The organism is Chryseobacterium subflavum (assembly GCF_055762745.1).
This window is the reverse complement of record NZ_JBVTMR010000004.1, coordinates 88,408-111,900: the sequence shown is the minus strand read 5'-3', so window position 1 is coordinate 111,900 and position 23,493 is coordinate 88,408. Positions and strand designations below refer to the sequence as shown.

Here is a 23,493-nt window from a genome sequence, read left to right as displayed (position 1 = left end):
GTATTTGCTTATTTAGCAGGAGTAACAGGAGCCTGAGCTGGTGCTGTTGTTTGAGAAGCCGGAGCAGATTGTTTTGCAGGAGCTTCTTTTTTAACAGGTTGCTGAACCGGAGCCGTTTGTGATGGCTTTCCTGTGATTACAACACTGATAAGGATAAGAACAATGATTGTCGCTCCTAAGGTCCATGTTGCTTTTTCCATAAAGTCGTTGGTTCTTTGTACTCCGAATTGCGCAGATGATGCACCTCCGAAGGTACTGGAAAGGCCTCCTCCTTTAGGATTTTGAGCCATAACGATAATTACCAGTAAAACACTAGCAATCATAACAAGAACCATCAATAGTATAAATATAGAATCCATTAATTTGATATCTTTTTGAATGGGCAAATTTAATCTTTTTTTACCGAACAGCAAAATAAGATTTTAGTAAAAAGAAAAAACAGCAACAATTGTTGCTGTTTTTTCTTTAAAAGAGATTATTCTTATTTAAAATCAGAATCCTTGGCCTGATTGATCTGATAAGATTTTACAGCCAGGTTTATATCCATTCCGCCCATATTCTGAATAATGGTATGAGGTAATTTTACGCCGGATACATCTTTATAATCAGCATAGCTTGTAGGGGTAGAACCCTGCTCTCCACTTTTTACCTCTCCTGTTTTCAGACCGGTTTTTACGCTATAATAATATGTGTCTTTTGCGCCTTTCACTACGTAGGAATCTTCGTTGTTATATTTTTCAATTCCTGCTAATTTATATTCAGTAGATTTTGCGAAATTAATTTCCGGGAATAGTTCTTTCTCATCAGACATTTCGGCTTTCTGCTTGTCGCTTAGAGGAACCTTTTTCCCTTGAACTTCCATGTAGCCATCTTTTCCGTCGAATACAATTTTTTGTACGGTATTTCCCATCATGCTGATGTTCATAGCCATTTTACCTTCTTTAGCCTGAATCATTTTCATGTTCATTTCCATGCCCTGTACTTTTGTAGTAGCGTCACTGGAAATAGAATTGATCTTCTGAACAGCAGCAAGACCTCCGATTGCATTGATGTATTTATCCGCTACAGATCCGATTGTAACACCGGCGTCCACTTTTTGTGCAGCCGGTTTTGCTACAGGATTAGCTTCTTTATCAAAATATTTTACCGGGTAGCCTAATTTTTCCAGACCTTCAGAAATATCAGAAGCTTTACCTGCGATGAAAATTCTGCTTTGATTAGGAAGTATTGTCGCTTTAACCGCACTTGTAACATCTGCAGCGGTTACTTTATCAATGGACTTCAGGTAATTGGTATAGAAATCTGAAGGAAGATCCTGTACTTTTTGATTTAATGCAAATCTTGCAATGGTTTCAGGTTTCTCCAAAGACATAATGAAGTTTCCTTTCAGCTTTGCTTTAGCATTTTCAAGCTCTTCCGGTTTTACGGTAGAAATAGCATTCAGTTCATTCATGAATTCTTTAACGGCTTTGTCTGTAACTTCGTTTCTTACACTTGCTTGTGCTGAAAAATTAGGAGAATATTTGCTGGCAGACATGCTTGAATAAGCTCCGTAAGTAAATCCGTTTTTTTCACGAAGATTCATGAAAAGTCTAGCTTCACCACCTCCTCCAAGGATGTAGTTGGCAATTGTTGCAGGGAAGTAGTTTGGATCTTTCATTTTCAGTGTATTCAGGTTGCCTACGGAAACAACCGATTGTACAGCTGAAGGAACATCAACAACATTGATCTCTGTTTTTGCAACATTTGAAGCAGGTTCTAATGCGGTAAAAGCAGTATTGGATTTTTTCCATCCGCTGAATGCTTTTTCGATCAAAGGTTTTACCTGATCATATTTAACATCTCCAACGATAACTAAATAAGCATTGTCCGGAGCGTAATACTTTTTGTAGATATTCTGAACATCGGCCAGCTGGATTTTATTGATGGACTCAACGGTCTCAAACTCTCCTCTGGATGTATTTTTTCCATACTGTAAAGCATTGGAAACCCTTGCTGCTATAGAAGAAGCGTTTTTATCATCAGATTTTAAACTTTCAATAGCTCTTTCCTTAGAATTCTGGATTTCTTCGGCAGAAAATTTTGGATTAATAATAGCATCAGCCATTAATCCTAATACCTCAGGGAAATATTTTGAAAGAGAACTTGCGAAAGCTCCGGAAGATGAAAAGTTAAGGTTAGCTCCCAGAAAATCTACCTTTTTATTAAATTCATCTTTGCCGATATTGGTTGTTCCGTTTTCGAACTGTTCTGCCATGATTTCGCTTACACCGGTCACATTTCCTTCATGGTAAGGAGGTCTGTCCATAGATAGATTGGCGCTTACTCGTGGTAATTTGTTGTTTTCTACAACCATCACCGTAAGGCCATTGCTTAGCTGGAAAGTTTTTGGCTTGGCAATGTTTATCGCTGGAGTAGGACCTGGCTTTGGCATTGCATTAAGATCTATTTTTTGTGCTGAAAGCATTCCGGTAAATAAAAATGCTACGGCTATATATGTTAATTGCTTTTTCATTTGTAAATAATTGTTTGTTATAATCACTTTTTAACCCAACTGATCTGGATTATTTTTTTTCAGGTACGTAATTAATGATTATTCTTTGATTAGGATTCAGGTACTTTTTAGCAGCATTTTGAAGATCTTCTCTTGTGATGGATCTGTAAATGTCAATTTCTTTGTTGATTAAATTGGTGTTCCCCATCAATACGTGGTTTGTTGCTAATGAAGCAGCAATTCCCTGAATACTTGAATTCTGATTTACAAACTGGTTTTCAAACTGATTCTGAATTTTCTGATAATCTTCCTGAGAGATTAGAGTTGTTTGTAATTTTTTGATCTCAGCATCAATGTCAGACTGTAAAGTTTGCTTTGTAGTCTGTCCCATTGGGATTGCGAAAAATGCAAATATACTGTAGTCTTCAAGTCCCTGGTTGAAAGCCGCTACCTGAAGTGCTTTTTTGTCCTGATCTACTAATTTTTTATACAAAACAGATGATTTTCCGTTGCTTAAATAGGTTGAAAGCATATCCAGAACGTAGGCATCTTTCTCTTTATTGGCAGGTGTTCTGTAGGCAAAAACATAGGCCGGAAGCTGGATGTTAGGATCTGTAGCAGTAACTTCCTTCTCCTGAGTGATAGGAGCATCTTTCGGGAAATCTTTAGGATAGATTGTTCCTTTTGGAATTCCTCCGTAATATTCTTCAATCCATTTTTTAGTCTGTTCAGGCTTAATATCTCCTGCTACGACCAAAGTGGCATTGTTAGGTACATAATATTTTTTATAAAATGCCTGGAATTCTTCAAGTTTAGCAGAATTCAGGTCCTCCATTGATCCGATGGTTGGCCAGTTGTACGGGTGATTGGTGAAAAGATTTTTTTGGATGGTGGTAAAAAGATTCCCGTAAGGCTGGTTGTCCATTCTCAATCTTTTTTCCTCCTTTACAACCTCTCTCTGAGTATCTACTCCAACCTGGTTGATAACAGCGTGACGCATTCTTTCAGCTTCCATCCAAAGTCCCAGTTGTTCGTTGTTGGAAGGGAAAGTTTCATAGTAATATGTTCTGTCATTGGTTGTATTGGCATTGTTTTGCCCTCCGTTGGAAGAAACTATTTTAAACCAGTCACCTCTTTTGATATTAGGTGTTCCTTCAAATAAAAGATGTTCAAAGAAGTGAGCGAAACCGGTTCTTCCTTTTACTTCATCCTTGGCACCTACGTGGTACATTACTCCTGTTGTAACTACCGGTGCTGTATTGTCCTGATGAAGAATCACGTGTAAACCGTTTGGTAAATCATACTCTTCGAATTTGATTTGTTGTGCATTCAGCATCACTCCAAAGAAAGCTACAGCAGCAACAGAAAGAAGTCGTGTTTTCATAAAGTAGAAATTGTTTGTCAATAAGTCCTAAAAATACTTTAATTGTTACAATTATTATGTGAAATTTTTAACTGAATTATTGGTTTTGTTAAATATATCATACCTGCATTTCAAAAATTTGAATTCTCCTTTTAATACATTATTTTTGTATTCCCAAAATTTTTTGCAGCATGGACTATTTGAAAGGACTCAATGAATCACAATACGAAGCCGTTACTACTTTACAGGGACCTTTAATGGTACTTGCAGGAGCAGGTTCGGGGAAAACGCGTGTACTTACTATGCGTATTGCCCATCTGATTACAAACGGTGTCGATCCTTTCAATATTTTAGCCCTTACCTTTACCAATAAAGCAGCACGTGAAATGAAGGAGCGTATTGCAAAGGTAGTAGGCCCTGGTAATGCAAGAAGTTTGTGGATGGGAACTTTTCACTCGGTATTTGCAAGAATTTTGAGAAGTGAAGCTCATTATCTGGGATTTCCATCGAATTTTACAATTTATGATCAGCAGGATGCGTTGAATGTAATCCGGAAAGTGCTGAAAGACATGAATATCGATGCGGATCTGTATAAACCTAAAAAAGTCCAGGCAAGAATTTCAAACTATAAAAATAATCTGATCACGGTAAAAGCCTATTTCAATAACCCTGAATTGATGGAGGCTGATGAAAAAGCGAATATGAAGTTTATCGGTCAGATTTATCAGAAATATGTAGAAGCCTGTTTTAAAAACGGAGCGATGGACTTTGATGATTTATTGTTAAAAACCAATGAACTGCTTACCCGGTTTCCTGAGGTTTTAGCCAAATATCAGGACAGATTCCGTTATATTCTGGTAGATGAGTACCAGGATACGAATCACTCTCAGTACCTGATTGTAAAGGCACTGGCTTCAAAGTTTGAAAATATATGTGTAGTGGGAGATGATGCGCAATCGATCTATTCATTCCGTGGAGCCAATATTTATAATATTTTAAATTTTAAGAAAGATTATCCTGATGCGGTGACGGTTTCTTTGGAACAAAACTACCGTTCAACACAAAATATCGTGAATGCCGCTAATGTGGTGATTGCAAAAAACCTTCAGCAGTTCAAAAAGAATGTATTCAGTGAGAATGAAGAAGGAGATAAAATAAAAATCTACCGTTCGCTTTCGGATGCGGATGAAGCCAACTTTGTGGCTGGAAATATATGGGAGCTTCATAACAGGGACCAGCGAAAATTTAGTGATTTTGCCATTTTATACAGGACGAACTCTCAGACCAGGGCTTTTGAAGATGCTCTGAGACGTAAGAATATCCCTTATAAAGTATATGGAGGTTTATCTTTCTATCAAAGGAAAGAGGTAAAGGACCTTATTGCTTACCTGCGTCTTCTTATCAATGAAAATGATTCGGAAGCATTGACAAGGATCATCAATTATCCTACGAGAGGGATCGGAGAAACAACACAGAATAAACTGGTCGTTTTTGCAGATGCCCATAACGTGTCTGTAGCAAAGGTCCTGGATAATCTTCCGATGTATTCTCAACAGTTAGGATTCAATAATGGTGTTCTCAACAAACTGAATGATTTCTGGTCAATGATCAAGGCTTTTCAGGTATTGCTGAAAACAGAAACAGCTTACAGTGTTGCCATGGAAGTTGCAAAACGAAGTGGTCTGATCAAATTTCTGAAAGATGACGGAACTCCCGAAGGGATTTCAAGGGTAGAAAACGTACAGGAACTCATGAACTCTATGCAGGGTTTTATAGAAGAGCAGATGCAGCTGGAGGACGGAGATCCTAGTTTATCCAATTTCCTTGAAAATATTGCCCTTTCAGCAGATACGCAGGCAAAAGATGAAGAAGATGATATGGTTTCCCTGATGACCATTCACCTTTCCAAAGGACTTGAGTTTCCTGTTGTGCATCTTGTAGGAATGGAAGAAAATCTTTTCCCTAGTTTTATGAGTTCAGCAACAAGGGAAGATCTGGAAGAAGAAAGACGTTTGTTTTACGTAGCCTTGACAAGAGCCGAGAAGCAGGCATTTTTCTCTTATGCCATCTCCAGATTCCAATGGGGAAAAATTACAGATGCAGAACCATCAAGATTCTTAAGTGAAATTGATGAAGAGTATCTGGAATTCATCAATCCTGCAATGGAAAAACGTTTTATTAATCAAAGCGGGCTTAAATCCAATATTTTTGATGAACATCCTTCAGAAATACGTAGTTTTAAAAAGGTAGAGAAGAAAACCATTGAAAAGAATGAGAATTCAAAACCAATTGCTGAACCTCGTAAACTGAAACCCGTAAGTACGGCCAAAATCATTAACCCAAGCGGAGCCTCTTCTCAGGATATTGAAGTGGGGGATAAGGTGAGACATGATCGTTTTGGTGTCGGGGAAGTTACTTTTCTGGATGGAACAGACCCTCAGAATATCAAGGCTAAAGTGGTTTTCATGCATGAAGGAGAGAAAAATCTTATTCTGAAATACGCTAAACTAACTAAAATTTAAAAAACATAGACGTAAGCTATCAGAACTTTTTATAAATTATAAGTCTACTTATTTTGTAGACTTATAAATATGACATACATTTGCTCCTCAAAAAAAGTTAAAAAAAACTTAACATAAAATGTATGAAAAATAGAAAGACAATTTTTTCAGCTTCTGTTTTATTTTTTCTGGGGGCAACTTATGTTTATGGACAGGAGAAGGATACAGTGAAAACCGCTAATGTAGAAGAGGTCGTTATTCTGGGATCCCGAAGCGGAGCAAGATCTAAAGTTGACAGCCCGGTTCCTGTGGATGTATTTAATATAAAAGAATCTTCGCTGGTTCTTCCTCAAACCAATATTTCTCAGATCCTTAACGCTATAGCACCCTCATTTACCTCTACGATTCAGACCAACGCTGATGGTACGGATCATTTGGATCCTGCACAGCTCAGAGGCCTTGGTCCCGATCAGGTCCTGGTTTTGGTCAATGGTAAAAGAAGACATACTTCGGCATTGGTTAATGTGAACGGAACTCCGGGAAGAGGAACTGTAGGTACGGATTTGAATGCTATTCCTTCTTTCGCGATCAGCCGGATTGAAGTGTTGCGGGATGGTGCTGCGGCACAATACGGATCAGATGCCATTGCAGGGGTTATTAATTTAGGGCTGAAAAGAGATACCGGAAGACTGACAGGTCAGTTTACTTACGGAGGAAATCTTACGCCGGCTGCCAATGATCATACAGGAAATTTTGACGGACAAAACTTTCAGGTAGATCTGAATTATGGTGATAAAATAGGAAAAAAGGGAGGTTTTTTCAATATTACCTGGACTTCACAGTTTAGAAATCCAACCTATAGAGCAGGAACCGAAAGCGGGACAATTTACAATGCTTACAATGCTATTGAGAAAAGAGCATTAAATGATGGCGTGAATCTTTCTTCATTATTTACAAATATCGGTACTACTCCCAATGCTCAGCAGATCGTAAATTATATTCATCAATATGCACAGAATGTTAATTATTTCTCTCAGGATTTTCAAAACCAAATTCAGGGCGCCAATACAATTGGTGCGCTACAGGGATTGTTAGGAGCTGATGTAACCAATCAGGAGTTGGGCTACAGAGGTCTTGAAAGAAAAGATTTCAATATGCAGGTAGGCCAGTCAAAACTAAATAACCACCAGATTTTTGCAAATATAGAGGTTCCGATTGATGATAACTGGAAAGTCTATACTTTTGGAGGTTATAGCTTCAGGCATGGTACTTCGGGAGGATTTTTCAGAAGACCTAATCAAAGCAGAACCTTTACAGGAATATACCAGGATGGTTATCTGCCGCAGATCGGAACAGATATTCAGGACTTGTCTCTTTCAGCAGGTATAAAAGGAAACTGGGATGGCTGGAATATTGACTTCAGTAATACTTACGGACAAAACTCCTTTGATTATACTATCCAGAATACAGGTAATACTTCTTTAAGATTTGCTTCCCCCAATGAATTTAGTGCCGGAGGACTAAGGTTTTCTCAAAATACGATCAATCTTGATTTTTCAAAGAAATATGATGTGTGGCAGGGAATCAACATAGCATTTGGGGCAGAGCACCGATATGAAAATTTTAAAATAACAGCAGGAGAAGAAGCTTCTTATGCAACTTATGATATCAATGGAAATGTATGGAACGGGACCACTTCCAGGCCTACCGATTTCTTTGGAAATTCACTTCCAGGAGGATCACAGGTATTTAGCGGTTTCAGACCTGAAAATGCTGTAAATAAAAACAGACAATCTGTTGCGGGATATGCAGATTTTGAATTCAATTTTACAGATTGGTTGCTGATAGATGCTGCTGCGAGATATGAAAACTATTCGGATTTCGGATCTACTTTTAATTATAAGATCGCTTCAAGAATTAAACTTGATAAGAATTTCAATGTAAGATTTGCGGGATCCACTGGCTTCAGAGCACCTTCTATTCACCAGATCTATTACAACGTTACGTCTACATTGTTTACCAACGGTCAGCTTTTAGATGTGGGGACATTCAGTAATGATTCTGAAATTGCAGGATTATTAGGAATTCCAAAACTGAAACAGGAAACTTCGCAGTCTGCAAGTGTAGGTTTCACATACAGGATTCCATCAATAAATGTGACTTTTACAGCTGATGGCTATTTCACCAAAATTAAAAACAGGATTATACTCACAGATCAATTCCTTAAAAAAGATGTTCCGGTACAAGCACAAAATGTGTATACTCAATTAGGGGTTAATGCAGCTCAGTTTTTTACGAATGCAATCGATACTGAAACGAAAGGATTGGATGTTGTAATTACTCATAATGCGCGATTCTCGGAAGTGAAGCTGGATAATAATTTTGCGGTTAACCTGAATCAGACCAAAAAAGTAGGAAACGTTCATTCATCGGGTTTGTTGGAATCTGCTAATCTTGAAAATACATATTTCTCTGAAAAATCAAGAGTCTATCTTGAAGAAGCGGTTCCAAGAGTAAAGGCAAGTTTATCCCACAGTATTTCGTGGAAAAATGCCAGTTTCTATTTAAGAAATACTTATTTCGGGAAAGTGACAGGTGCTGATGTTTTAGATGCCGATGGCGATGGGATTATTGCATTTGATGAACATCAGAAAATAGCAGATAAGGTAATTACTGATGTTTCCGTAGCGTATCAGTTCACAAAAAATGTAGGCTTAACGCTGGGAGTGAATAACGTTTTTGATATTTATCCAACCAAAAACCTTCCGGCATCAACCAATAACGACCAGTTTATCTACTCCCGTTCCACGTCTCAATTCGGACAGAACGGAAGATATGTTTTTACGAGGCTTAATTTTACTTTTTAAGTAAAAATAAAAACTAGCTGAACAATGCAGGCAAAGGATCTTCAAAACTGATTATTCTGTGATCTGCGAGATCAAAATAAATTTCTGAATTTTGATTGGTAAAAGCAATGACAGTCATTCCTGCATTTTTGGCAGCAAGAATACCGGACTGACTGTCCTCTATTACAAGACAATGTTGAGGGTCAACTTTCAGGTTTTTTGCTGAAGTAAAATATACGGCAGGATGAGGCTTACCATGTTCTTCAAACTCAGCTGAGGTAATATGATCGAATAAATGGGCAATCTCCGCTTTATCAAGAACGGTTTGAATGATCCTGTAAGGAGAATTGGTGGCTAGGCCTATTTTGTATTGCTTTGATTTTAGATCTTCTATAAACTTTTTTATACCCGCAATAGTACAATCTTCTGTTGCGATCAGTTCAATGACCCTTGAGATGACTTGTTGTTCCACAATGTCCAATGCAAGGTTATCCCAAGGGTATTTTTTATACCAGAATTCGGTAACCTCAGCAGTAGTCATCGTCTGAGTGAGCTGTGTGAATTCATCAGTAATCTTTACACCCAATGAGCTGAATACTTCGGACTCAGCTTGTTTCCAGAATTTTTCACTATCGATAAGAACACCGTCCATATCAAAAATAACAGCTTTTGCAGGTTTTATTTCCATATTTTTAATTCATAGGCCGCTTCCCAAAAATGGTACTCCATTTGGGTTGACATGATAAAAGCTTCTGTCATTTTATGTCTTGTATCATCTGTAGCTTTTTCTGCGATCTTATCACAAATAGCAATGGCATGATCTACAGCAGCAGAAAATTCCTCTCCACCATAAGTATCGATCCACTTTTGATAAGGATTATTAATATTGTTCTGATATTTAAAGATAAAGTTTCCTACTTCCCTATAGATCCAGAAGCACGGCAACACTGCAGCAACTGCAACTTCAACACATTCCAGAGCAGCAGTACTCCTCAGAAAATGGATATAGTGATGACATGCAGGCTGTAAAACACCTTTATCGGTAACACCAAAATCCTTAAAATAAAATTCATGTAAAGCATTTTCGACCACGATCGCATTTTCGGCAAACCTGATAAAAGAAAGAACATCCTGGAGATCTGGGATCTTAGCAGCAATTAGCGAAAGCGTTCGTCCAAAATGTTCAAGATATAGAGAGTCCTGAGCCATGTAAAATTTAAAATTTTCAAGCGGCAAATTGCCGGCTGAAAGCTCTTTGATAAAATCCATTTGCAAAATAGACATGTATTTGTCTTCAATGGCTTGCCAGGTTTTTTCAGACCATTTCATTTTTGATCAGTTTTTGAGGGTTAAAAAAGTGATTAAGCGGGCCGTTTCCCAAACCGATTTCTACATCTTTTCCATTTTCTATGGCTTTATAAACATATTGTTGTCCAAGAGAAACAGAATCAAATAAGGTTTTTCCCTGAGCCAGATATGCGGCTATAGCCGAAGAAAGGGTGCAGCCTGAACCATGGGTATTGTGGGTTGCAAATTTGATGGTTTCAAAGGTATGGTATTGATTATTTTCATCGTAGAATAATGAGGTAATCGTTGAGGTATCCTGATGTCCGCCTTTTAAAAGAATGCTTTTGCAGCCCAGACCTTTGATCAGTTTTCCTGCTGCATAAAGGTCTTCAAGCGTTTTCACCTCCATGCTGGCTAAAATTGCTGCTTCATCCATATTAGGGGTAATCACATCTGCAATAGGGAAAAGTTTTTCTGTAATAGCGATAATAGTCTCTTCTTCTATTAAGCGATGTCCACTTGTCGCGACCATTACCGGATCGAATACAATAGGAATCTTTTTATATTTACCGAGTGTTGAAACGATGGTTTCCACAAGCTGGGAAGTATGGACCATTCCGATTTTGATTGCATCAGGAAAAATGTCATCTAAAATAGCTTCGATCTGATCAGCTACTGCTTCTACAGGAATTGGATATATCTTTCTTACTCCCTGGGTATTCTGGACCGGTAAAGCAGTTAACACCGATGTTGAAAAGCATCCCAGGGCAGAGGCGGTTTTAATATCAGCCTGGATGCCAGCCCCTCCGCTTCCGTCGAATCCTGCTATCGTTAATACGGATGGATATTTAAATTTTTTCATTTTACAATTTCATTTTTGAGTTCATAAGCTGCTTTTTGAGGATCATCAGCACCGCATATTGCAGAAACCACGGCAATACAGTCGGCTCCCGCGTCCATAATAGCCTTGGCGTTGGTTAAGTTGACACTGCCAATAGCAACAAGGGGCTTTGAGGTCAGTTGCCTTATTTTTGCTATTCCTTCCAATCCCCATTCAGTAACTGTATCTGATTTGGTAGTCGTGCGGAAGACCGGGCTGATGCCCAGATAGTCTGATGCTGCAGTCTGATCATTTTCAAGCTGATCGAGATATTCAATGGAGTAACCAATCATTTTATTGTGAATGAGTGGCTGCTCCCTCAAATAGACGGGGCTTGCATCGGTATTACCCACATGGATGCCTGCCGCGTTTACTTTTGTGGCCACTTCTACGTTGTCATTAATAATCAGTGGAATATGATGTTTTTCTGTAATTGCTATCAGTTGTCTGGCTTTTTGGAGGAATTCATCGGGAGAGCTGTTTTTTTCTCTTAGCTGGATGATATCAACGCCGCCTAGAATAGCTTGCTCTGCAACCTTTAAAAAATCTCTTCCGGGACAATCTGCCTCAGAAATAACAAGGTAAAGCTGGTAAGGAAAAGGATGTCGATTCATTATCTTTCATACTTGAGATGACTGAGAAACTCCTCTTCGGTAATAGTATATAATTTATCGAGAAGGTTAACCTGAAGGCTTCCAGGACCTTTGCTTTCCAAAACAGCCAGTTCACCTGCGATACCCATTAATGCCATTGCGGCCGCAGTTGCTTCAAAATATTTTTCGGTAACTCCTGCAAAAGCACCAATAAGGGCAGTTGCCGAGCAGCCTAATCCGGTAACTTTGGTCATTAAATGATGCCCGTTACGGATAAAGGAGGTCTGCTGTCGGTCAGTAATAATATCTGTAGCTCCGGAGATACAGACAATCGTATCGTGTTGATTGACGAGATATTGGGCGGCATTGATCGCTTCGTCACTTTTTGCTGTGCTGTCGACTCCTTTTGTAACGATTGTGTTTGCTTTAGCCAAAGCAATGATTTCTGATGCGTTACCTCTGATTACAGTCGGCTGGTACGGTAAAAGCTGGTGTAAAATCTCATCACGGAAATCCGTTGCGCCGGCACCTACCGGATCCAAAATCCACGGTTTTTTTAATGAATGAGCAGCCTTTGCGGCTATTATCATTGACTCTGCCCAATATTCATCCAGCGTACCTATGTTAATAACGACTGAATGTGCAATACTGACCATTTCATGAATTTCAGATTTTGCATGTGCCATGATCGGAGAAGCTCCCACAGCCAAAAGGGCATTAGCTGTATTATTCATCACCACGTAATTGGTGATATTGTGTACAAGGGGGGATTGCTGTCTTACGAGCTGTACTTGTTCCCAAAGATTTTTATCCATTATTATTGATTAAATAAATAGCTTCAGGAAAAAATCCAAAACAAAAGTACATTGTAAAGAATGTCTTTTTGCTTTTCCCTACGTCGGTGTAAGCCGTATCAGGTTCAAAGGGACTCTCTCAATTCTTCTCAGAATACCCCTAAAGCATAACAAATGTAAGAAAAATATCAGATATGGCCTTATCATTAATTAGTAACCCAAACCTTTTATCTCTCTACCAGCTCCTTTACGCTTTCTCCGTAATAATCAATTTCCGATTTATTAATTTTGATAAGCTCATACCACTTTCTGAAGGCTCCTACAAATACAATAAGCATCAAGACCATCGCAACCACAGCAAGTGTTGCCAGTAAGTATTGCCCTTTGGGAATATAAATGGAGGTAACCTGGATATAACCTGCCCAGAATGTGATCCCTGCCATGAACACACCCGGTATAGCTGCACACAAGGCATATTTGCCTCTGTTTAACCGTATGAGCATTGTTGTACAGACGATCAGTCCACAGGCAGCAAGCAGCTGGTTGCTGATCCCGAATAATGGCCAGATACTACTGACGTTTCCTGTAAATACGAGATATCCCCATGCAAAAGTGAAGATCAGACTGCTGATAATAATCCCAGGGTTCCAGTTTTTGTCATTGAATTTCGGAATTACAGAACCCAGCATTTCCTGCAAAAAGAAACGTCCTACTCTTGTTCCTGCGTCAATAGCCGTAAGAATAAAAACAGCTTCAAACATGATTGCAAAATTATACCAATAAGCCATTAACTGATCCATATAGGGGATCTTATTGAATATATGAGCCATTCCCACAGCCAGAGATACAGCACCTCCGGTTCTGCCATGAAGATCGATCCCGATTTTCTGTGAAAAATAATCAATATCAACTCCGTGTAAAGAAGGATGAGCAGCCAGAAATGCATCATAAGAGTCTTTCGGAGTGTTTATGGCAAAATAATCTCCGGGCATTAATGTACATGCTGCGATCAATGCCATTAGGGCAACAAATCCTTCAACAAGCATTGCTCCATATCCTACAAAAAGAATTTCCCTTTCTTTATTTAGCATTTTAGGCGTTGTTCCGGTTGCTATAACAGCGTGAAAACCCGAAATAGCACCACATGCGATAACAATGAAAATGAATGGAAGGACAGGTCCTCCGATCACAGGTCCGCCACCGTTTACAAACTGTGTAAGGGCAGGCATCTGTATCGTGGGATGGATCACAATTACTCCGATAGCAAGCATGATGATAGTTCCGATTTTCAGGTATGTCGACAGATAATCCCTTGGGACGAGCAGCAGCCATACCGGTAGAACGGATGCCAAAAAACCATACAAAGGAATAGCTATAGAAATGGTGGTGATATCCCAGGAGAACAAATTATGCATGGTTTCATTCTGCATCAGGTTATGCCCTCCGATAATACCCGCAATAAGAAGGACTCCTCCTAGGATACTGGCAAAAGTGACACTATTTTTGCGATAGCGCATAATCAGACCCATAATGATGGCAATAGGCATTGTAATCACTACGGTAAATAATGACCATGAGGCTTCGTGCATAGCATTGATACACGCCAACGATAGTCCTGCCAGCGTAAGAATAAGAATAAATAAAATCGCAAACCCGGCTACTGTTCCGGTTGTTTTTCCAATTTCCTTAGAAGCGATGGTTGCCAGACTCTGGCCTTTATGCCTTACGGATGCGAACAAAACGACCATGTCATGAACACCACCTCCCAATACACAGCCTATCAGAATCCACAATGCTCCGGGAAGGTATCCGAATTGCGCGGCAAGAACAGGCCCAACCAATGGTCCGGCAGCTGCAATTGCAGCAAAGTGATGTCCGAAAAGAACGTTCTTATTAGTTGCAACATAGTCTTTACCATCCGCAAACTCCAATGCAGGAGTCGTATTTTTGTTATTAAGACGTAATACCTTATTGGCGAGAAAAATTCCATAGATACGATATGCTATGGCGAAAATAAGGAGCGATGTGAAAACTAAAGTTAAGGCGTTGATGTTATTTAGGAAATCCATATCGTCTTGATTTTTTATGAATAAATAATTAAATTTTTTGTTTAATTTATTTTGAATAATTTAAACAATGGCCAAGTTAATTATTTTGTAAATAAAAAATAAGAATATGTATACTAATCTAGCAAATTAACAAAACTTGAAAATAATTACTTATTTAATAGTCTGATAATTAATATTTTATATTGTTATCCGTTTGAGTTAACTATAATTTATTGTTAGTTTAGAAGTATATTTCATTTCAACATTAATGATTCCTGGGCTTAGTCTTTCTCTGAGAAACAATAAAATCTACCATTTCATCAACAAGCTGATTAAGGTAGTTTTTATCGGTGGTTCCGAAGCCGTGTATACCATCTTCTACGATAGTCAGTTTATTTTGTACTTCATTTTCTTCAAGTTTTCGTTCCAGTAGTATCGATTGTTTGAGAGGTACAATTTTATCCTTATTTCCTTGCAGAGTTAGGGTTGGGGTTGCATGATCAGCATAGGTTACCGGTGAAAGCGTTTCAAAGTATTTGATGACTTTCTTCTTGTCTTTTTTGATGTCGTATCCTGAAATTCCTAAGATCAGTTTTCCCCTTAGATCAACAATTTTCTTTGAAAAAAGGCTAATAAAAAAGGCACCTACATTTCCCACACGGGTATGTAAAAGTTTATTAAGATCAGTAGGTCCGAAATTATTGACTACATAATTTACTTTTGCAGAATAAGATGAGAGCTCAGGTGCTCCGACGAATTCATTATCTTGCGTATAGGCAGCCAGCAATGAAAGATGCGCCCCGGCAGACGCCCCGAAAAGTCCTATATTGTTGGTATCAAAGTGATATTTATCTGCGTTCTTTCTGACCCATCGTATAGCATCCTTAGTATCCTGGATAGGATTTGGAAAATGGATATCTTTATTCACTAAAGTATAGTTGATGCTGATTACAGTATATTCCTTTTCTACCAGCTTGAGAATAAGGTTTTCTATATAGGAATCTGCGTGAATGATCTTATCACCGCCGACCCATCCCCCTCCATGGACATAAATAAGCACAGGATGTTTTTCCGCAGAGGTTGTTTTTGGGCTATACATATCCAAAGCTATTGAACCTTCCTTATTGGTTTTATAGAAAATATCTTCTGATGAAATGGTCCTTTCTTTTAAAAGACTGCTTTTTGGGGCTTTAGGCTGAAGCTGATTCTGGGAAAAAGCGACAGGGGAAATGCTCAGAAGTAAAATAAAAAACAGGTTTAAATAAAACCTGTATATTGTAATATTGCTTTTGAATGATGCCATATAATTTTTGAGAAATTGGTTATTTTACTAACTCCTCAAAAAGTTTACCAAAAGTTTTTTCAAGATCTTTGGATTTTCCGGGATGAGGCCTTGATGTTTGTATAACGGAACTTCTTACCGCTGTTAACCAGCGAAAACGCTCGGGAATATCAAGCAGGGCTATTGGTCCACCGTCCTTATCTCCATTGGCAATCTTTTGAAAACTTTGCAGGTTCTGAATAATGTCTTCATAGTCAAGTTTGCTGTGCATAAGTCTGAATTTATCTGGGCATAGATAAAAATCTACACGAATGAATTTTTCTTTTTTTGAAAACATCACGAGGCCTATATTGAAAAATTCTTCTCTTTCAACCTTAGGTACCAGACGTATTACGGCATATTCGTATATTTTATCCTCTTGCATTTTTAGCTTCGTTTACAAAGATTTGTGAATTTTCTAGCCTTGTTTTCATAAATTGGAAGTACACCTCACGGATTTCTTCAGGACTTTCGTCCGCATCGTTCCAGTGTAGCCAATCTTCGGGAATCAGATTTACAATTTCCCGGAATACTTTTTCATTTAAAACCTCATGTGCCCATTGGTCGGCTTCATCCAGCATTTTAGCTTTGGGAAGAAGAACATGATCTTTTACATATTTGAAAGGAGTCTTTGCCGCTGCATCAAAGTTTTGCCATGAGTGATGAAAATAAAAAGAAGCTCCGTTATCAATTACCCAGAGTTCCTTATGCCACATCAGCAGATTGGTGTTTTTATAAGTACGGTCGATGTTGGTGATGAATGCATCCAGCCATACTATTTTTGAGGCCAGTAGAGGATCGATGACTACACCCGGATCATATGTGATCGATCCGGAAAGATAGTGAAGTCCCAGATTCAGCCCTTCCGAAAATTTTAGCAAATCCTGAATTTCTTCATCAGCTTCCGTTCGTCCAAAATCTACATCCAGGTTTACAAAAACAAGCTCAGGAATTTTTAATCCCAAAACTTCTGTTATTTTTCCTCCTAAAAGTTCAGATATCAGCATTTTTACTCCGTGGCCGGCACCCCGGAACTTCAGGACATATTTAAAGTCATCATCAGCTTCTGCCAAAGCCGGAAGCGAACCTCCCTCTCTTAATGGAAGGATGTAGCGCATTACCGTTACTGTTCTTAAATCCAACATACCGCAAAAATAAGATTTTACTTTGTGTTTGTTCCTATTTTTAATATTTTTAGTTGAAATTATGTCAGCCATCAAAGTGGAAGAAATATTCTTGTGATAAGATGTTCTTTTCTGGCTGATTCTTTAAGAAGTGAGTATGGAAGTTATAAAAAAAGAGAATATTGTTATTTCAAATCCTGAAACAAAGGATTTTCTTGCAGATGCTTATTATCCGGAAAGTAAACGAAAATTACCACTGGTAATTTTTGTACATGGATATAAAGGGTATAAAGATTGGGGAGCATGGGGGCTTATGGCTGAAAAAATAGCAAAAGCCGGTTTTTTCTTTGTTAAGTTTAATTCCTCCCATAACGGGACAACAACAAATGATCCTCATAACTTCGGGGATCTGGAAGCTTTCGGGCAAAATAATTATTCTAAGGAACTTTCCGATCTCGGTGCTGCTATTGATTTTTTTATTACAGATGATAGGGTAGACGATAAAAAGGTCATTTTAATAGGACACAGCAGAGGAGGAGGCATTTCGATTATAAAAACCTCCGAAGATGAAAGAATAAACGGCTTAATTACCCTTGCAAGTGTAGATACCCTTGAGCGTTTTCCAACAGGAAATGCTTTTGAAAACTGGAAAAAAGAAGGTGTGTATTATGTTATGAATGGCAGAACAAAGCAGGAAATGCCTCATTATTTTCAGTTTTATATAGATTTTGAAGAGAATGTGCATCGTTTCGATGTAGAAAGAGCAATGGAAATGGCAAAAGCTCATATTTTAATTATCCATGGCACCAACGATGAAAGTGTTGCTCCAAAAGAAGCGGAACATCTCCATATTTTGAACCCGAATTCTGAACTGTTTTTAATTGAAGATGCGAATCATACATTCGGAGCCAAAGAGCCCTGGGAAAGTCCTGATTTACCGGAAGATCTGAATAAAGCTATCGAAAAATGTATTGACTTTATTAACAATAAGATTGTACACGAATAAAAATAAAAAAGGAGTGGCAATGCCACTCCTTTTTTATTTTAGATCTTATAGATTCATGTTCAGTCATTCTGTGTCGGCTTGGTTAAAATACTCCAGGCCTCGTTGATTTTACTTTCAAGCAGAAGTTTCTGCGCTTCCTGATGAATGTTTTCTTCAGAATGAAAACTACCGTCCGGTAAAGCTTCAATGTTGGCAAGCATACCCAGGTCATTTCCTGTAAAAATTTTACTGTATCTTATTTCAATAGGAAGAAGATCAAATCCAATTCCCTTTGTTACCAATGGTTTAGGAACTTCAAAAAGACTGTTTTCATTACTTCTTGAGTACCAGTTTACTCCCAGACGGGCTACCATATCCAGTTTTTTCTGATCCAGATTGCCTTCCTCGTTCAGATATTCTTCCCTTATGTGAATCTTCTGTACTTCGCAGATGATCAGATTTCCTGCTCCGCCCTGATCTCCCAGGGGGTTTATTTCGAGTACTTTACATTCAAAATTAACCGGACACTCTTCAATCAGTTTGGGCTGTACAAGATCAGCGTCCTTCATTGTAAGACCGGATTTGATGAACTCATTAACCCCGTCTCCGTATTCTGTTGAAGCTAAAGATATTTGTTGTACAATAGGAAAATTGACTGTTCCGATTACCACCTCTGGAACTTCTGAAACATTTTTCAACGTGTGTTTAGTGGTGTTATCACGGACTCTCCTTGAAGGTGAAAAAATCAGGATAGGTGGAACGGTACTGAACATATTGAAAAAGCTGAAAGGCGATAAATTAATAGTACCATTCTTATCAACTGTCGAAGCCAAGGCAATAGGCCTCGGTGAAACAGCGGTCTGCATTATCGTTTGTAATTGAACCGGTGTTATTTCAGATGGGATAACTGTTTTCATATTTTATAATAAGTCACTTCAGTTTTATCAATATTAATTGAAAAACTAAAGTGAACTAATTTTACCATAATATTTTAACTTAAGTAGCTCAAAGGTTTTTAACTCTTTTTATAAACTTGGGATTATTTTACCAGATACTTCCCCGAAACCTACTCTTACGCCATCTTTTTCAGCCCATGCTTTCATGGTAATGGTATCATTATCTTCAATGAATTTTCTTTCCTGGCCGTTACTTAGCTGAATAGGATTTTGGCCTCTCCATGTCAGTTCAAGCATAGATCCGAATGATTTTGGATCGCTTCCTGAAATAGTACCACTGGCATAAAGGTCACCAACTTCAAGATTACAACCGTTTACCGTGTGGTGTGCCAGTTGCTGGGTCATATTCCAGTACATGAATTTATAATTGCTTTCAGAAATTAGGTTTTCTTCTCCGTTTTCAGGCTGTAAGTATACTTCAAGGTTGATATCATAATTTTTATCACCTTCAAACTTCAGGTAGTCCAAAACTTCCGGATCCTGTACCGGTGAAGCGGTTCTGAAAGGAGCTAATGCTTCTAAAGTAACAACCCATGGAGAAATAGAAGAGCCAAAGTTTTTAGCTAAAAACGGTCCAAGCGGAACATACTCCCATGCCTGAATATCTCTTGCAGACCAGTCATTAAAAATAACCATCCCAAAAATTGCATCTTCAGCATCTTTTGTGGAAATGCTCTCGCCCATATCTGTATTTTTGTTGATAACAAAAGCCATCTCTAGTTCAAAGTCAAGCTGTTTAGAAGGGCCGAATACCGGCTTTTCTGCATCAGCAGGTTTAGTCTGGCCTTTGGGACGGTTGATATCAGTTCCTGAAATCACAATGGACGATGCTCTGCCGTGATATCCTACAGGCAAATGCTTCCAGTTGGGTAATAACGCATTGGCAGGATCACGGAACATTTTTCCTACATTGGTGGCATGTTCGATGCTGCTGTAAAAATCGGTGTAATTTGGAATATGCAGAGGCATTATCATTTTTACCTGATCCAGTTCGTAGAAAGCATCTTCTATGGTTTTCTGGTCTTTTGATAAAGTGGAGCCTTCCTGTAATAATTCCTGGATTTTAGTACGCACGGCATTGGTAATGGGTTTCCCCAATTCAATGAATTCGTTAAGGGTATAAGCTTCGAAGACGTTATCTTCAAGCCCTTCAATATCTTCAAAATAGCCCAGATCATACAGGCTGGCAAGGTCAATGATCTGATCACCGATTCTGGTGCAGCATCCGATATATTCTTTATTGAAAACAGCTACTCCAAAAGGAATATTATGTATAGAAAAGTCTGAATTTGAGGAATACTCTACAAATGATTTCATAAGATTGTAATTTAATTAAGATTAATAAATCTGTTAAAATTTGGGTTCCAATATCTCAAGCGGCCGTAGCAGAAAAGCGATGTTTTCCAACTAAATATTCTTAAAACTCCTTGACTGGTTATCCAATGATCACCTGTCGGTTCAATATTGAGATATGAAATAAATTACCTTCTCACTACGCTCTTCGCAAATACGAGCGCCCTCAAGATATTTTGTATTATTTTTTTGAATAAGAGGCTTCGTCAATCCACCTGTCTTTAGTATTAACGTCAATCAGATATAAGATATTATCCTGTCTTGTTAATAATAAGGTTTTGGTTACCGGCATAGGAACTTTTTTTCCCTCCAGGATATTGGCTCTTAAAGAAACAATATTTTTTTTCCTGATGATATCGCCGGTAAAAACATTAGAACTGCTTTCTCCTGTGGCTTTATCATCGAAAACTTCAACATAGGTTGCATTATTTCCTTTTATGATAATGAAATCCCTTTCCGTATGGTCGTCAAAATCTTTGATAAAGACAAATTTTTTATCATCAATATTTACATTTTCAAGATGTTGATTGATGCCTTTTCTTTCTTCAAGTCTGGTAAGAATTTCATTCAGTGTTCCATATTGAGCTTTTAGCCCTAATGCACTGAAAAATAAAATTCCGAATACAATTTTTTTCATATTAAGTGTTTAAAAAAAAGTTTTGTCAGGACTTTTCATCCTGACAAAACTTAGTATTATTATTTGGGATTAAAGATTTCCTCTTTTTTCCTGTTCTCTTTCCAAAGCTTCGAATAATGCTTTAAAATTACCTGCCCCGAAACTTTGTGCGCCATGTCTTTCAATGATTTCAAAGAATAGGGTAGGACGGTCTTCTACCGGCTTGGTAAAGATCTGTAATAGATAACCTTCCTCATCATGATCGATCAAAATTCCTAAATCCTGTAGTTTTTTAAGATCCTCATCGATGTGACCGACTCTCTCAGGAACCATGTCATAATAAGCTTCTGGTGGTGCGGAAAGGAATTCTACTCCTCTTTTCTTAAGTTCTGTTACCGTATGGATAATATCTTTGGTAGCAACAGCAATATGCTGAACACCTTCACCTTCATAGAAATCAAGATATTCTTCTACCTGAGATTTTTTCTTTCCTTCTGCAGGTTCATTGATCGGGAATTTTGCGTATCCGTTTCCATTGGACATTACTTTAGACATCAGGGCAGAATACTCTGTATTAATTTGCTTGTCATCAAAAGAAAGAATGTTCACAAATCCCATTACTTTCTCATACCATTCTACAGTAGGAATCATTCTGTTCCAGTCTACATTTCCCACACAGTGGTCTACATATAATAAACCTGTTTCTTCCGGCTGGTAGTCACTTTCCCACTTCTCGTAGCCAGGCATGAAAGGTCCTGTATAATTTTTTCTTTCAATAAACATGTGAACGGTCTCTCCGTATGTATAGATTCCGGACATTTTTACTTCTCCATGCTCATCTGTTAAAGTTACAGGCTCCAAATAAGGCTTACCACCTCTTTTTGTCGTTTCCTCAAAAGCCTTGTAAGCGTCATCCACCCAAAGTGCTAAAACTTTTACTCCATCTCCGTGTTTTTTTACATGTTCGTTGATTGGTGATTCAGAGGTAAGTCCTGTCGTTAAGATTAATCTTATCTTTCCCTGTTGAAGAACATAAGAAGCACGATCCCTTACTCCTGTTTCAGGACCAGCATATGCTACAGACTGAAAACCAAAAGCGGTTTTATAAAAATGAGCAGCCTGTTTAGCATTTCCTACATAAAACTCAATGTAATCTGTACCATTAATTGGCAAAAAATTCTCTGCTTGAGCAATTTTTTCGGCAAATGTAAGTGTTGACATATTTTCTTTTTACTTTTATTTTTATTGGTATGCAAATTACAAAAATCTTAGATATGGCAAAAGTATTAATGGGAAATCCTCAAATTGAGTTAACATAATATTAAAGAAAAGTTCATTTAAGTAATTTTAAGTTTAATTTATTACAATTCGGTTAATTACATTTGTAATACAAAGACAAGTGAAAGAAAGATATTTTCGAAAATTTGAAAGCCGTAGATTCCTACGGCTTTCATTTTTTATTGTTGAGTCTACCAGCGTCGGGATTATAATTATCCCATATTTTCCAGACGTTATCTATCTTTCTGATAAAGTAGATCTGGGTGTTCAGTTGGTTAACAAAATTCTCTTCACCGGTTTCCCCTATTTTAAACAATAGGTTCCAGAATTCCTGAGTCTCCAGTATTTTTTTATCCGGTTCGTCTGTGACCATGTGAATATCAAAAACCTCAAAGTTGGAACGGTTGTTTTTGGTTACAAGCTGAAACTTTCTTTCACATAATTCTTTGCTGAACTGGGTTGCTCTTTCGAGAAAAGGCGAGTCATCGAAAACAAGATCCTTAAAAAGTGCGGTGTCGTGTTCAGGAAATTTTTTATAAAAGTTAAAAGCTGTAGAGCAGTATTCATAGACCATATTGCTGAAAAATGCTTCATCATCCGTACCATTGTCCTGTTTTTTTTCTCTTGCAAACTGAATATAATCGTTCAGATCTTTGAATCCTAAAAAGATACAGATCTTATCGAGCGTCTTTAAAAAACGAAGATCATTGTGGGTTTTATCCTGATAATCATTTTCAAAAAAGCGTTGTAAAGTGACGTGCGAAATGGTATTCCCTATTTCAAATTTTCTTCCTCCTTTCAGTTCTTCAGATTCTGAAAGTTCCTCTTTAATGATTTCAGAGAGAATAATGTAATGGCTTCTTTTCCAATCTTTAACATTACCTAAAACTGAATTTTTTATTTTGGAATGTTTTACTATTTCCTCCCGGATTGAGTTATATATGGTTTTCAATTTCCTGACTTTAGAAGGTTTTTATCAAAAATACTGCCAAAGAATTATAGGATATTTTTATCAATCCCTTTTTGTTCGGTTAAAAATCCGTTTAAAATATAT

General features: G+C 37.9%; 20 protein-coding genes and 1 riboswitch. Of the genes, 3 read left to right on the top strand and 17 right to left on the bottom strand.

Annotated features, from left to right (window positions below):
- Positions 1-8: 8 nt before the first annotated feature.
- From secG to AC0INN_RS17850, 3 genes are all read right to left on the bottom strand, one after another.
- Positions 9-359, bottom strand: a complete 351-nt coding sequence (gene secG, locus AC0INN_RS17860; RefSeq protein ID WP_172283979.1) for a preprotein translocase subunit SecG — start codon at positions 357-359, stop codon at positions 9-11.
- A gap of 122 nt (positions 360-481) precedes the next feature.
- On the bottom strand, positions 482-2,515 hold the full coding sequence (locus AC0INN_RS17855) for a M16 family metallopeptidase (RefSeq protein ID WP_172283981.1): 2,034 nt from the start codon (positions 2,513-2,515) through the stop codon (positions 482-484).
- Positions 2,516-2,564: 49 nt separating this feature from the next.
- The gene (locus tag AC0INN_RS17850) at positions 2,565-3,878 is read right to left on the bottom strand and encodes a M16 family metallopeptidase (RefSeq protein WP_306614381.1); all 1,314 of its coding nucleotides are present in this window, start codon (positions 3,876-3,878) and stop codon (positions 2,565-2,567) included.
- Between the two features lie 170 nt (positions 3,879-4,048).
- On the opposite strand from AC0INN_RS17850, the gene AC0INN_RS17845 reads away from it, so the two are divergent.
- Both AC0INN_RS17845 and AC0INN_RS17840 read left to right on the top strand, forming a co-directional pair.
- Positions 4,049-6,379: an ATP-dependent helicase gene (locus tag AC0INN_RS17845; protein WP_172283985.1), complete on the top strand. Its 2,331-nt coding sequence runs from the start codon at positions 4,049-4,051 to the stop codon at positions 6,377-6,379.
- Between the two features lie 122 nt (positions 6,380-6,501).
- Entirely contained in the window at positions 6,502-9,225 is a 2,724-nt protein-coding gene (locus AC0INN_RS17840; protein ID WP_306614379.1) for a TonB-dependent receptor plug domain-containing protein, read from the top strand.
- A 13-nt stretch (positions 9,226-9,238) separates the two neighbouring features.
- Here the strand turns inward: AC0INN_RS17840 and hxpB are convergent, their stop codons facing one another.
- From hxpB to AC0INN_RS17795, 9 genes are all read right to left on the bottom strand, one after another.
- Entirely contained in the window at positions 9,239-9,892 is a 654-nt protein-coding gene (hxpB, locus tag AC0INN_RS17835) for a hexitol phosphatase HxpB (protein WP_306614377.1), read from the bottom strand.
- Positions 9,883-10,533, bottom strand: coding sequence for a thiaminase II (gene tenA, locus AC0INN_RS17830; protein WP_306614375.1), 651 nt, complete (start codon positions 10,531-10,533; stop codon positions 9,883-9,885). Before tenA ends, hxpB begins: the two co-directional genes overlap by 10 nt.
- Complete coding sequence (gene thiD, locus AC0INN_RS17825) at positions 10,520-11,353, bottom strand: bifunctional hydroxymethylpyrimidine kinase/phosphomethylpyrimidine kinase (RefSeq protein ID WP_306614373.1); 834 nt, start codon at positions 11,351-11,353, stop codon at positions 10,520-10,522. Before thiD ends, tenA begins: the two co-directional genes overlap by 14 nt.
- The gene (gene thiE / locus AC0INN_RS17820; protein WP_306614371.1) at positions 11,350-11,985 is read right to left on the bottom strand and encodes a thiamine phosphate synthase; all 636 of its coding nucleotides are present in this window, start codon (positions 11,983-11,985) and stop codon (positions 11,350-11,352) included. Before thiE ends, thiD begins: the two co-directional genes overlap by 4 nt.
- Complete coding sequence (gene thiM, locus AC0INN_RS17815) at positions 11,985-12,779, bottom strand: hydroxyethylthiazole kinase (RefSeq protein ID WP_306614369.1); 795 nt, start codon at positions 12,777-12,779, stop codon at positions 11,985-11,987. Before thiM ends, thiE begins: the two co-directional genes overlap by 1 nt.
- A gap of 58 nt (positions 12,780-12,837) precedes the next feature.
- Positions 12,838-12,930, bottom strand: a riboswitch (TPP riboswitch).
- 55 nt (positions 12,931-12,985) lie between these two features.
- Entirely contained in the window at positions 12,986-14,827 is a 1,842-nt protein-coding gene (locus AC0INN_RS17810; protein ID WP_273650816.1) for a carbon starvation CstA family protein, read from the bottom strand.
- 244 nt (positions 14,828-15,071) lie between these two features.
- On the bottom strand, positions 15,072-16,109 hold the full coding sequence (locus AC0INN_RS17805; protein ID WP_306614366.1) for an alpha/beta hydrolase: 1,038 nt from the start codon (positions 16,107-16,109) through the stop codon (positions 15,072-15,074).
- Positions 16,110-16,128: 19 nt separating this feature from the next.
- The gene (locus tag AC0INN_RS17800; RefSeq protein ID WP_172284003.1) at positions 16,129-16,512 is read right to left on the bottom strand and encodes a DUF3037 domain-containing protein; all 384 of its coding nucleotides are present in this window, start codon (positions 16,510-16,512) and stop codon (positions 16,129-16,131) included.
- Complete coding sequence (locus AC0INN_RS17795; RefSeq protein WP_172284005.1) at positions 16,499-17,272, bottom strand: HipA family kinase; 774 nt, start codon at positions 17,270-17,272, stop codon at positions 16,499-16,501. The genes AC0INN_RS17800 and AC0INN_RS17795 overlap by 14 nt, the downstream gene beginning before the upstream one ends.
- 136 nt (positions 17,273-17,408) lie before the next feature.
- Here AC0INN_RS17795 and AC0INN_RS17790 point away from each other — a divergent pair, with 136 nt between their 5' ends.
- Positions 17,409-18,257, top strand: coding sequence for an alpha/beta hydrolase family protein (locus AC0INN_RS17790; protein ID WP_306614364.1), 849 nt, complete (start codon positions 17,409-17,411; stop codon positions 18,255-18,257).
- Positions 18,258-18,316: 59 nt separating this feature from the next.
- Here AC0INN_RS17790 and AC0INN_RS17785 read toward each other — a convergent pair whose 3' ends face one another.
- The 5 genes from AC0INN_RS17785 to AC0INN_RS17765 form a co-directional block, all read right to left on the bottom strand.
- A complete protein-coding gene (locus AC0INN_RS17785; protein WP_306614362.1) occupies positions 18,317-19,153 on the bottom strand; it encodes a flavin reductase family protein in 837 nt (278 codons plus the stop codon).
- Between the two features lie 108 nt (positions 19,154-19,261).
- Positions 19,262-20,509, bottom strand: coding sequence for a fumarylacetoacetase (gene fahA / locus AC0INN_RS17780; RefSeq protein WP_306614360.1), 1,248 nt, complete (start codon positions 20,507-20,509; stop codon positions 19,262-19,264).
- Between the two features lie 217 nt (positions 20,510-20,726).
- Positions 20,727-21,182 (bottom strand): hypothetical protein, encoded by a 456-nt coding sequence (locus AC0INN_RS17775; protein ID WP_273650820.1) that lies wholly within the window; start codon positions 21,180-21,182, stop codon positions 20,727-20,729.
- Between the two features lie 69 nt (positions 21,183-21,251).
- Positions 21,252-22,382 carry a 4-hydroxyphenylpyruvate dioxygenase gene (gene hppD / locus AC0INN_RS17770; RefSeq protein WP_172284014.1) on the bottom strand — a complete coding sequence of 377 codons (1,131 nt, stop codon included), beginning with the start codon at positions 22,380-22,382 and terminating at the stop codon, positions 21,252-21,254.
- 229 nt (positions 22,383-22,611) lie between these two features.
- A complete protein-coding gene (locus tag AC0INN_RS17765; protein ID WP_306614357.1) occupies positions 22,612-23,391 on the bottom strand; it encodes a hypothetical protein in 780 nt (259 codons plus the stop codon).
- Between the last annotated feature and the right edge of the window lie 102 nt (positions 23,392-23,493).

Bases quoted from the DNA above. Each gene is read 5' to 3' on its own strand.
- fahA (WP_306614360.1), bottom strand. From the start codon at position 20,509: ATGAAATCATTTGTAGAGTATTCCTCAAATTCAGACTTTTCTATACAT.
- AC0INN_RS17850 (WP_306614381.1), bottom strand. From the start codon at position 3,878: ATGAAAACACGACTTCTTTCTGTTGCTGCTGTAGCTTTCTTTGGAGTG.
- thiD (WP_306614373.1), bottom strand. From the start codon at position 11,353: ATGAAAAAATTTAAATATCCATCCGTATTAACGATAGCAGGATTCGAC.
- AC0INN_RS17800 (WP_172284003.1), bottom strand. From the start codon at position 16,512: ATGCAAGAGGATAAAATATACGAATATGCCGTAATACGTCTGGTACCT.
- AC0INN_RS17805 (WP_306614366.1), bottom strand. From the start codon at position 16,109: ATGGCATCATTCAAAAGCAATATTACAATATACAGGTTTTATTTAAAC.
- AC0INN_RS17845 (WP_172283985.1), top strand. From the start codon at position 4,049: ATGGACTATTTGAAAGGACTCAATGAATCACAATACGAAGCCGTTACT.
- AC0INN_RS17775 (WP_273650820.1), bottom strand. From the start codon at position 21,182: ATGAAAAAAATTGTATTCGGAATTTTATTTTTCAGTGCATTAGGGCTA.
- AC0INN_RS17790 (WP_306614364.1), top strand. From the start codon at position 17,409: ATGGAAGTTATAAAAAAAGAGAATATTGTTATTTCAAATCCTGAAACA.
- secG (WP_172283979.1), bottom strand. From the start codon at position 359: ATGGATTCTATATTTATACTATTGATGGTTCTTGTTATGATTGCTAGT.
- hxpB (WP_306614377.1), bottom strand. From the start codon at position 9,892: ATGGAAATAAAACCTGCAAAAGCTGTTATTTTTGATATGGACGGTGTT.
- AC0INN_RS17795 (WP_172284005.1), bottom strand. From the start codon at position 17,272: ATGTTGGATTTAAGAACAGTAACGGTAATGCGCTACATCCTTCCATTA.
- AC0INN_RS17855 (WP_172283981.1), bottom strand. From the start codon at position 2,515: ATGAAAAAGCAATTAACATATATAGCCGTAGCATTTTTATTTACCGGA.
- AC0INN_RS17840 (WP_306614379.1), top strand. From the start codon at position 6,502: ATGAAAAATAGAAAGACAATTTTTTCAGCTTCTGTTTTATTTTTTCTG.
- thiM (WP_306614369.1), bottom strand. From the start codon at position 12,779: ATGGATAAAAATCTTTGGGAACAAGTACAGCTCGTAAGACAGCAATCC.
- AC0INN_RS17785 (WP_306614362.1), bottom strand. From the start codon at position 19,153: ATGAAAACAGTTATCCCATCTGAAATAACACCGGTTCAATTACAAACG.
- hppD (WP_172284014.1), bottom strand. From the start codon at position 22,382: ATGTCAACACTTACATTTGCCGAAAAAATTGCTCAAGCAGAGAATTTT.
- thiE (WP_306614371.1), bottom strand. From the start codon at position 11,985: ATGAATCGACATCCTTTTCCTTACCAGCTTTACCTTGTTATTTCTGAG.
- tenA (WP_306614375.1), bottom strand. From the start codon at position 10,533: ATGAAATGGTCTGAAAAAACCTGGCAAGCCATTGAAGACAAATACATG.
- AC0INN_RS17810 (WP_273650816.1), bottom strand. From the start codon at position 14,827: ATGGATTTCCTAAATAACATCAACGCCTTAACTTTAGTTTTCACATCG.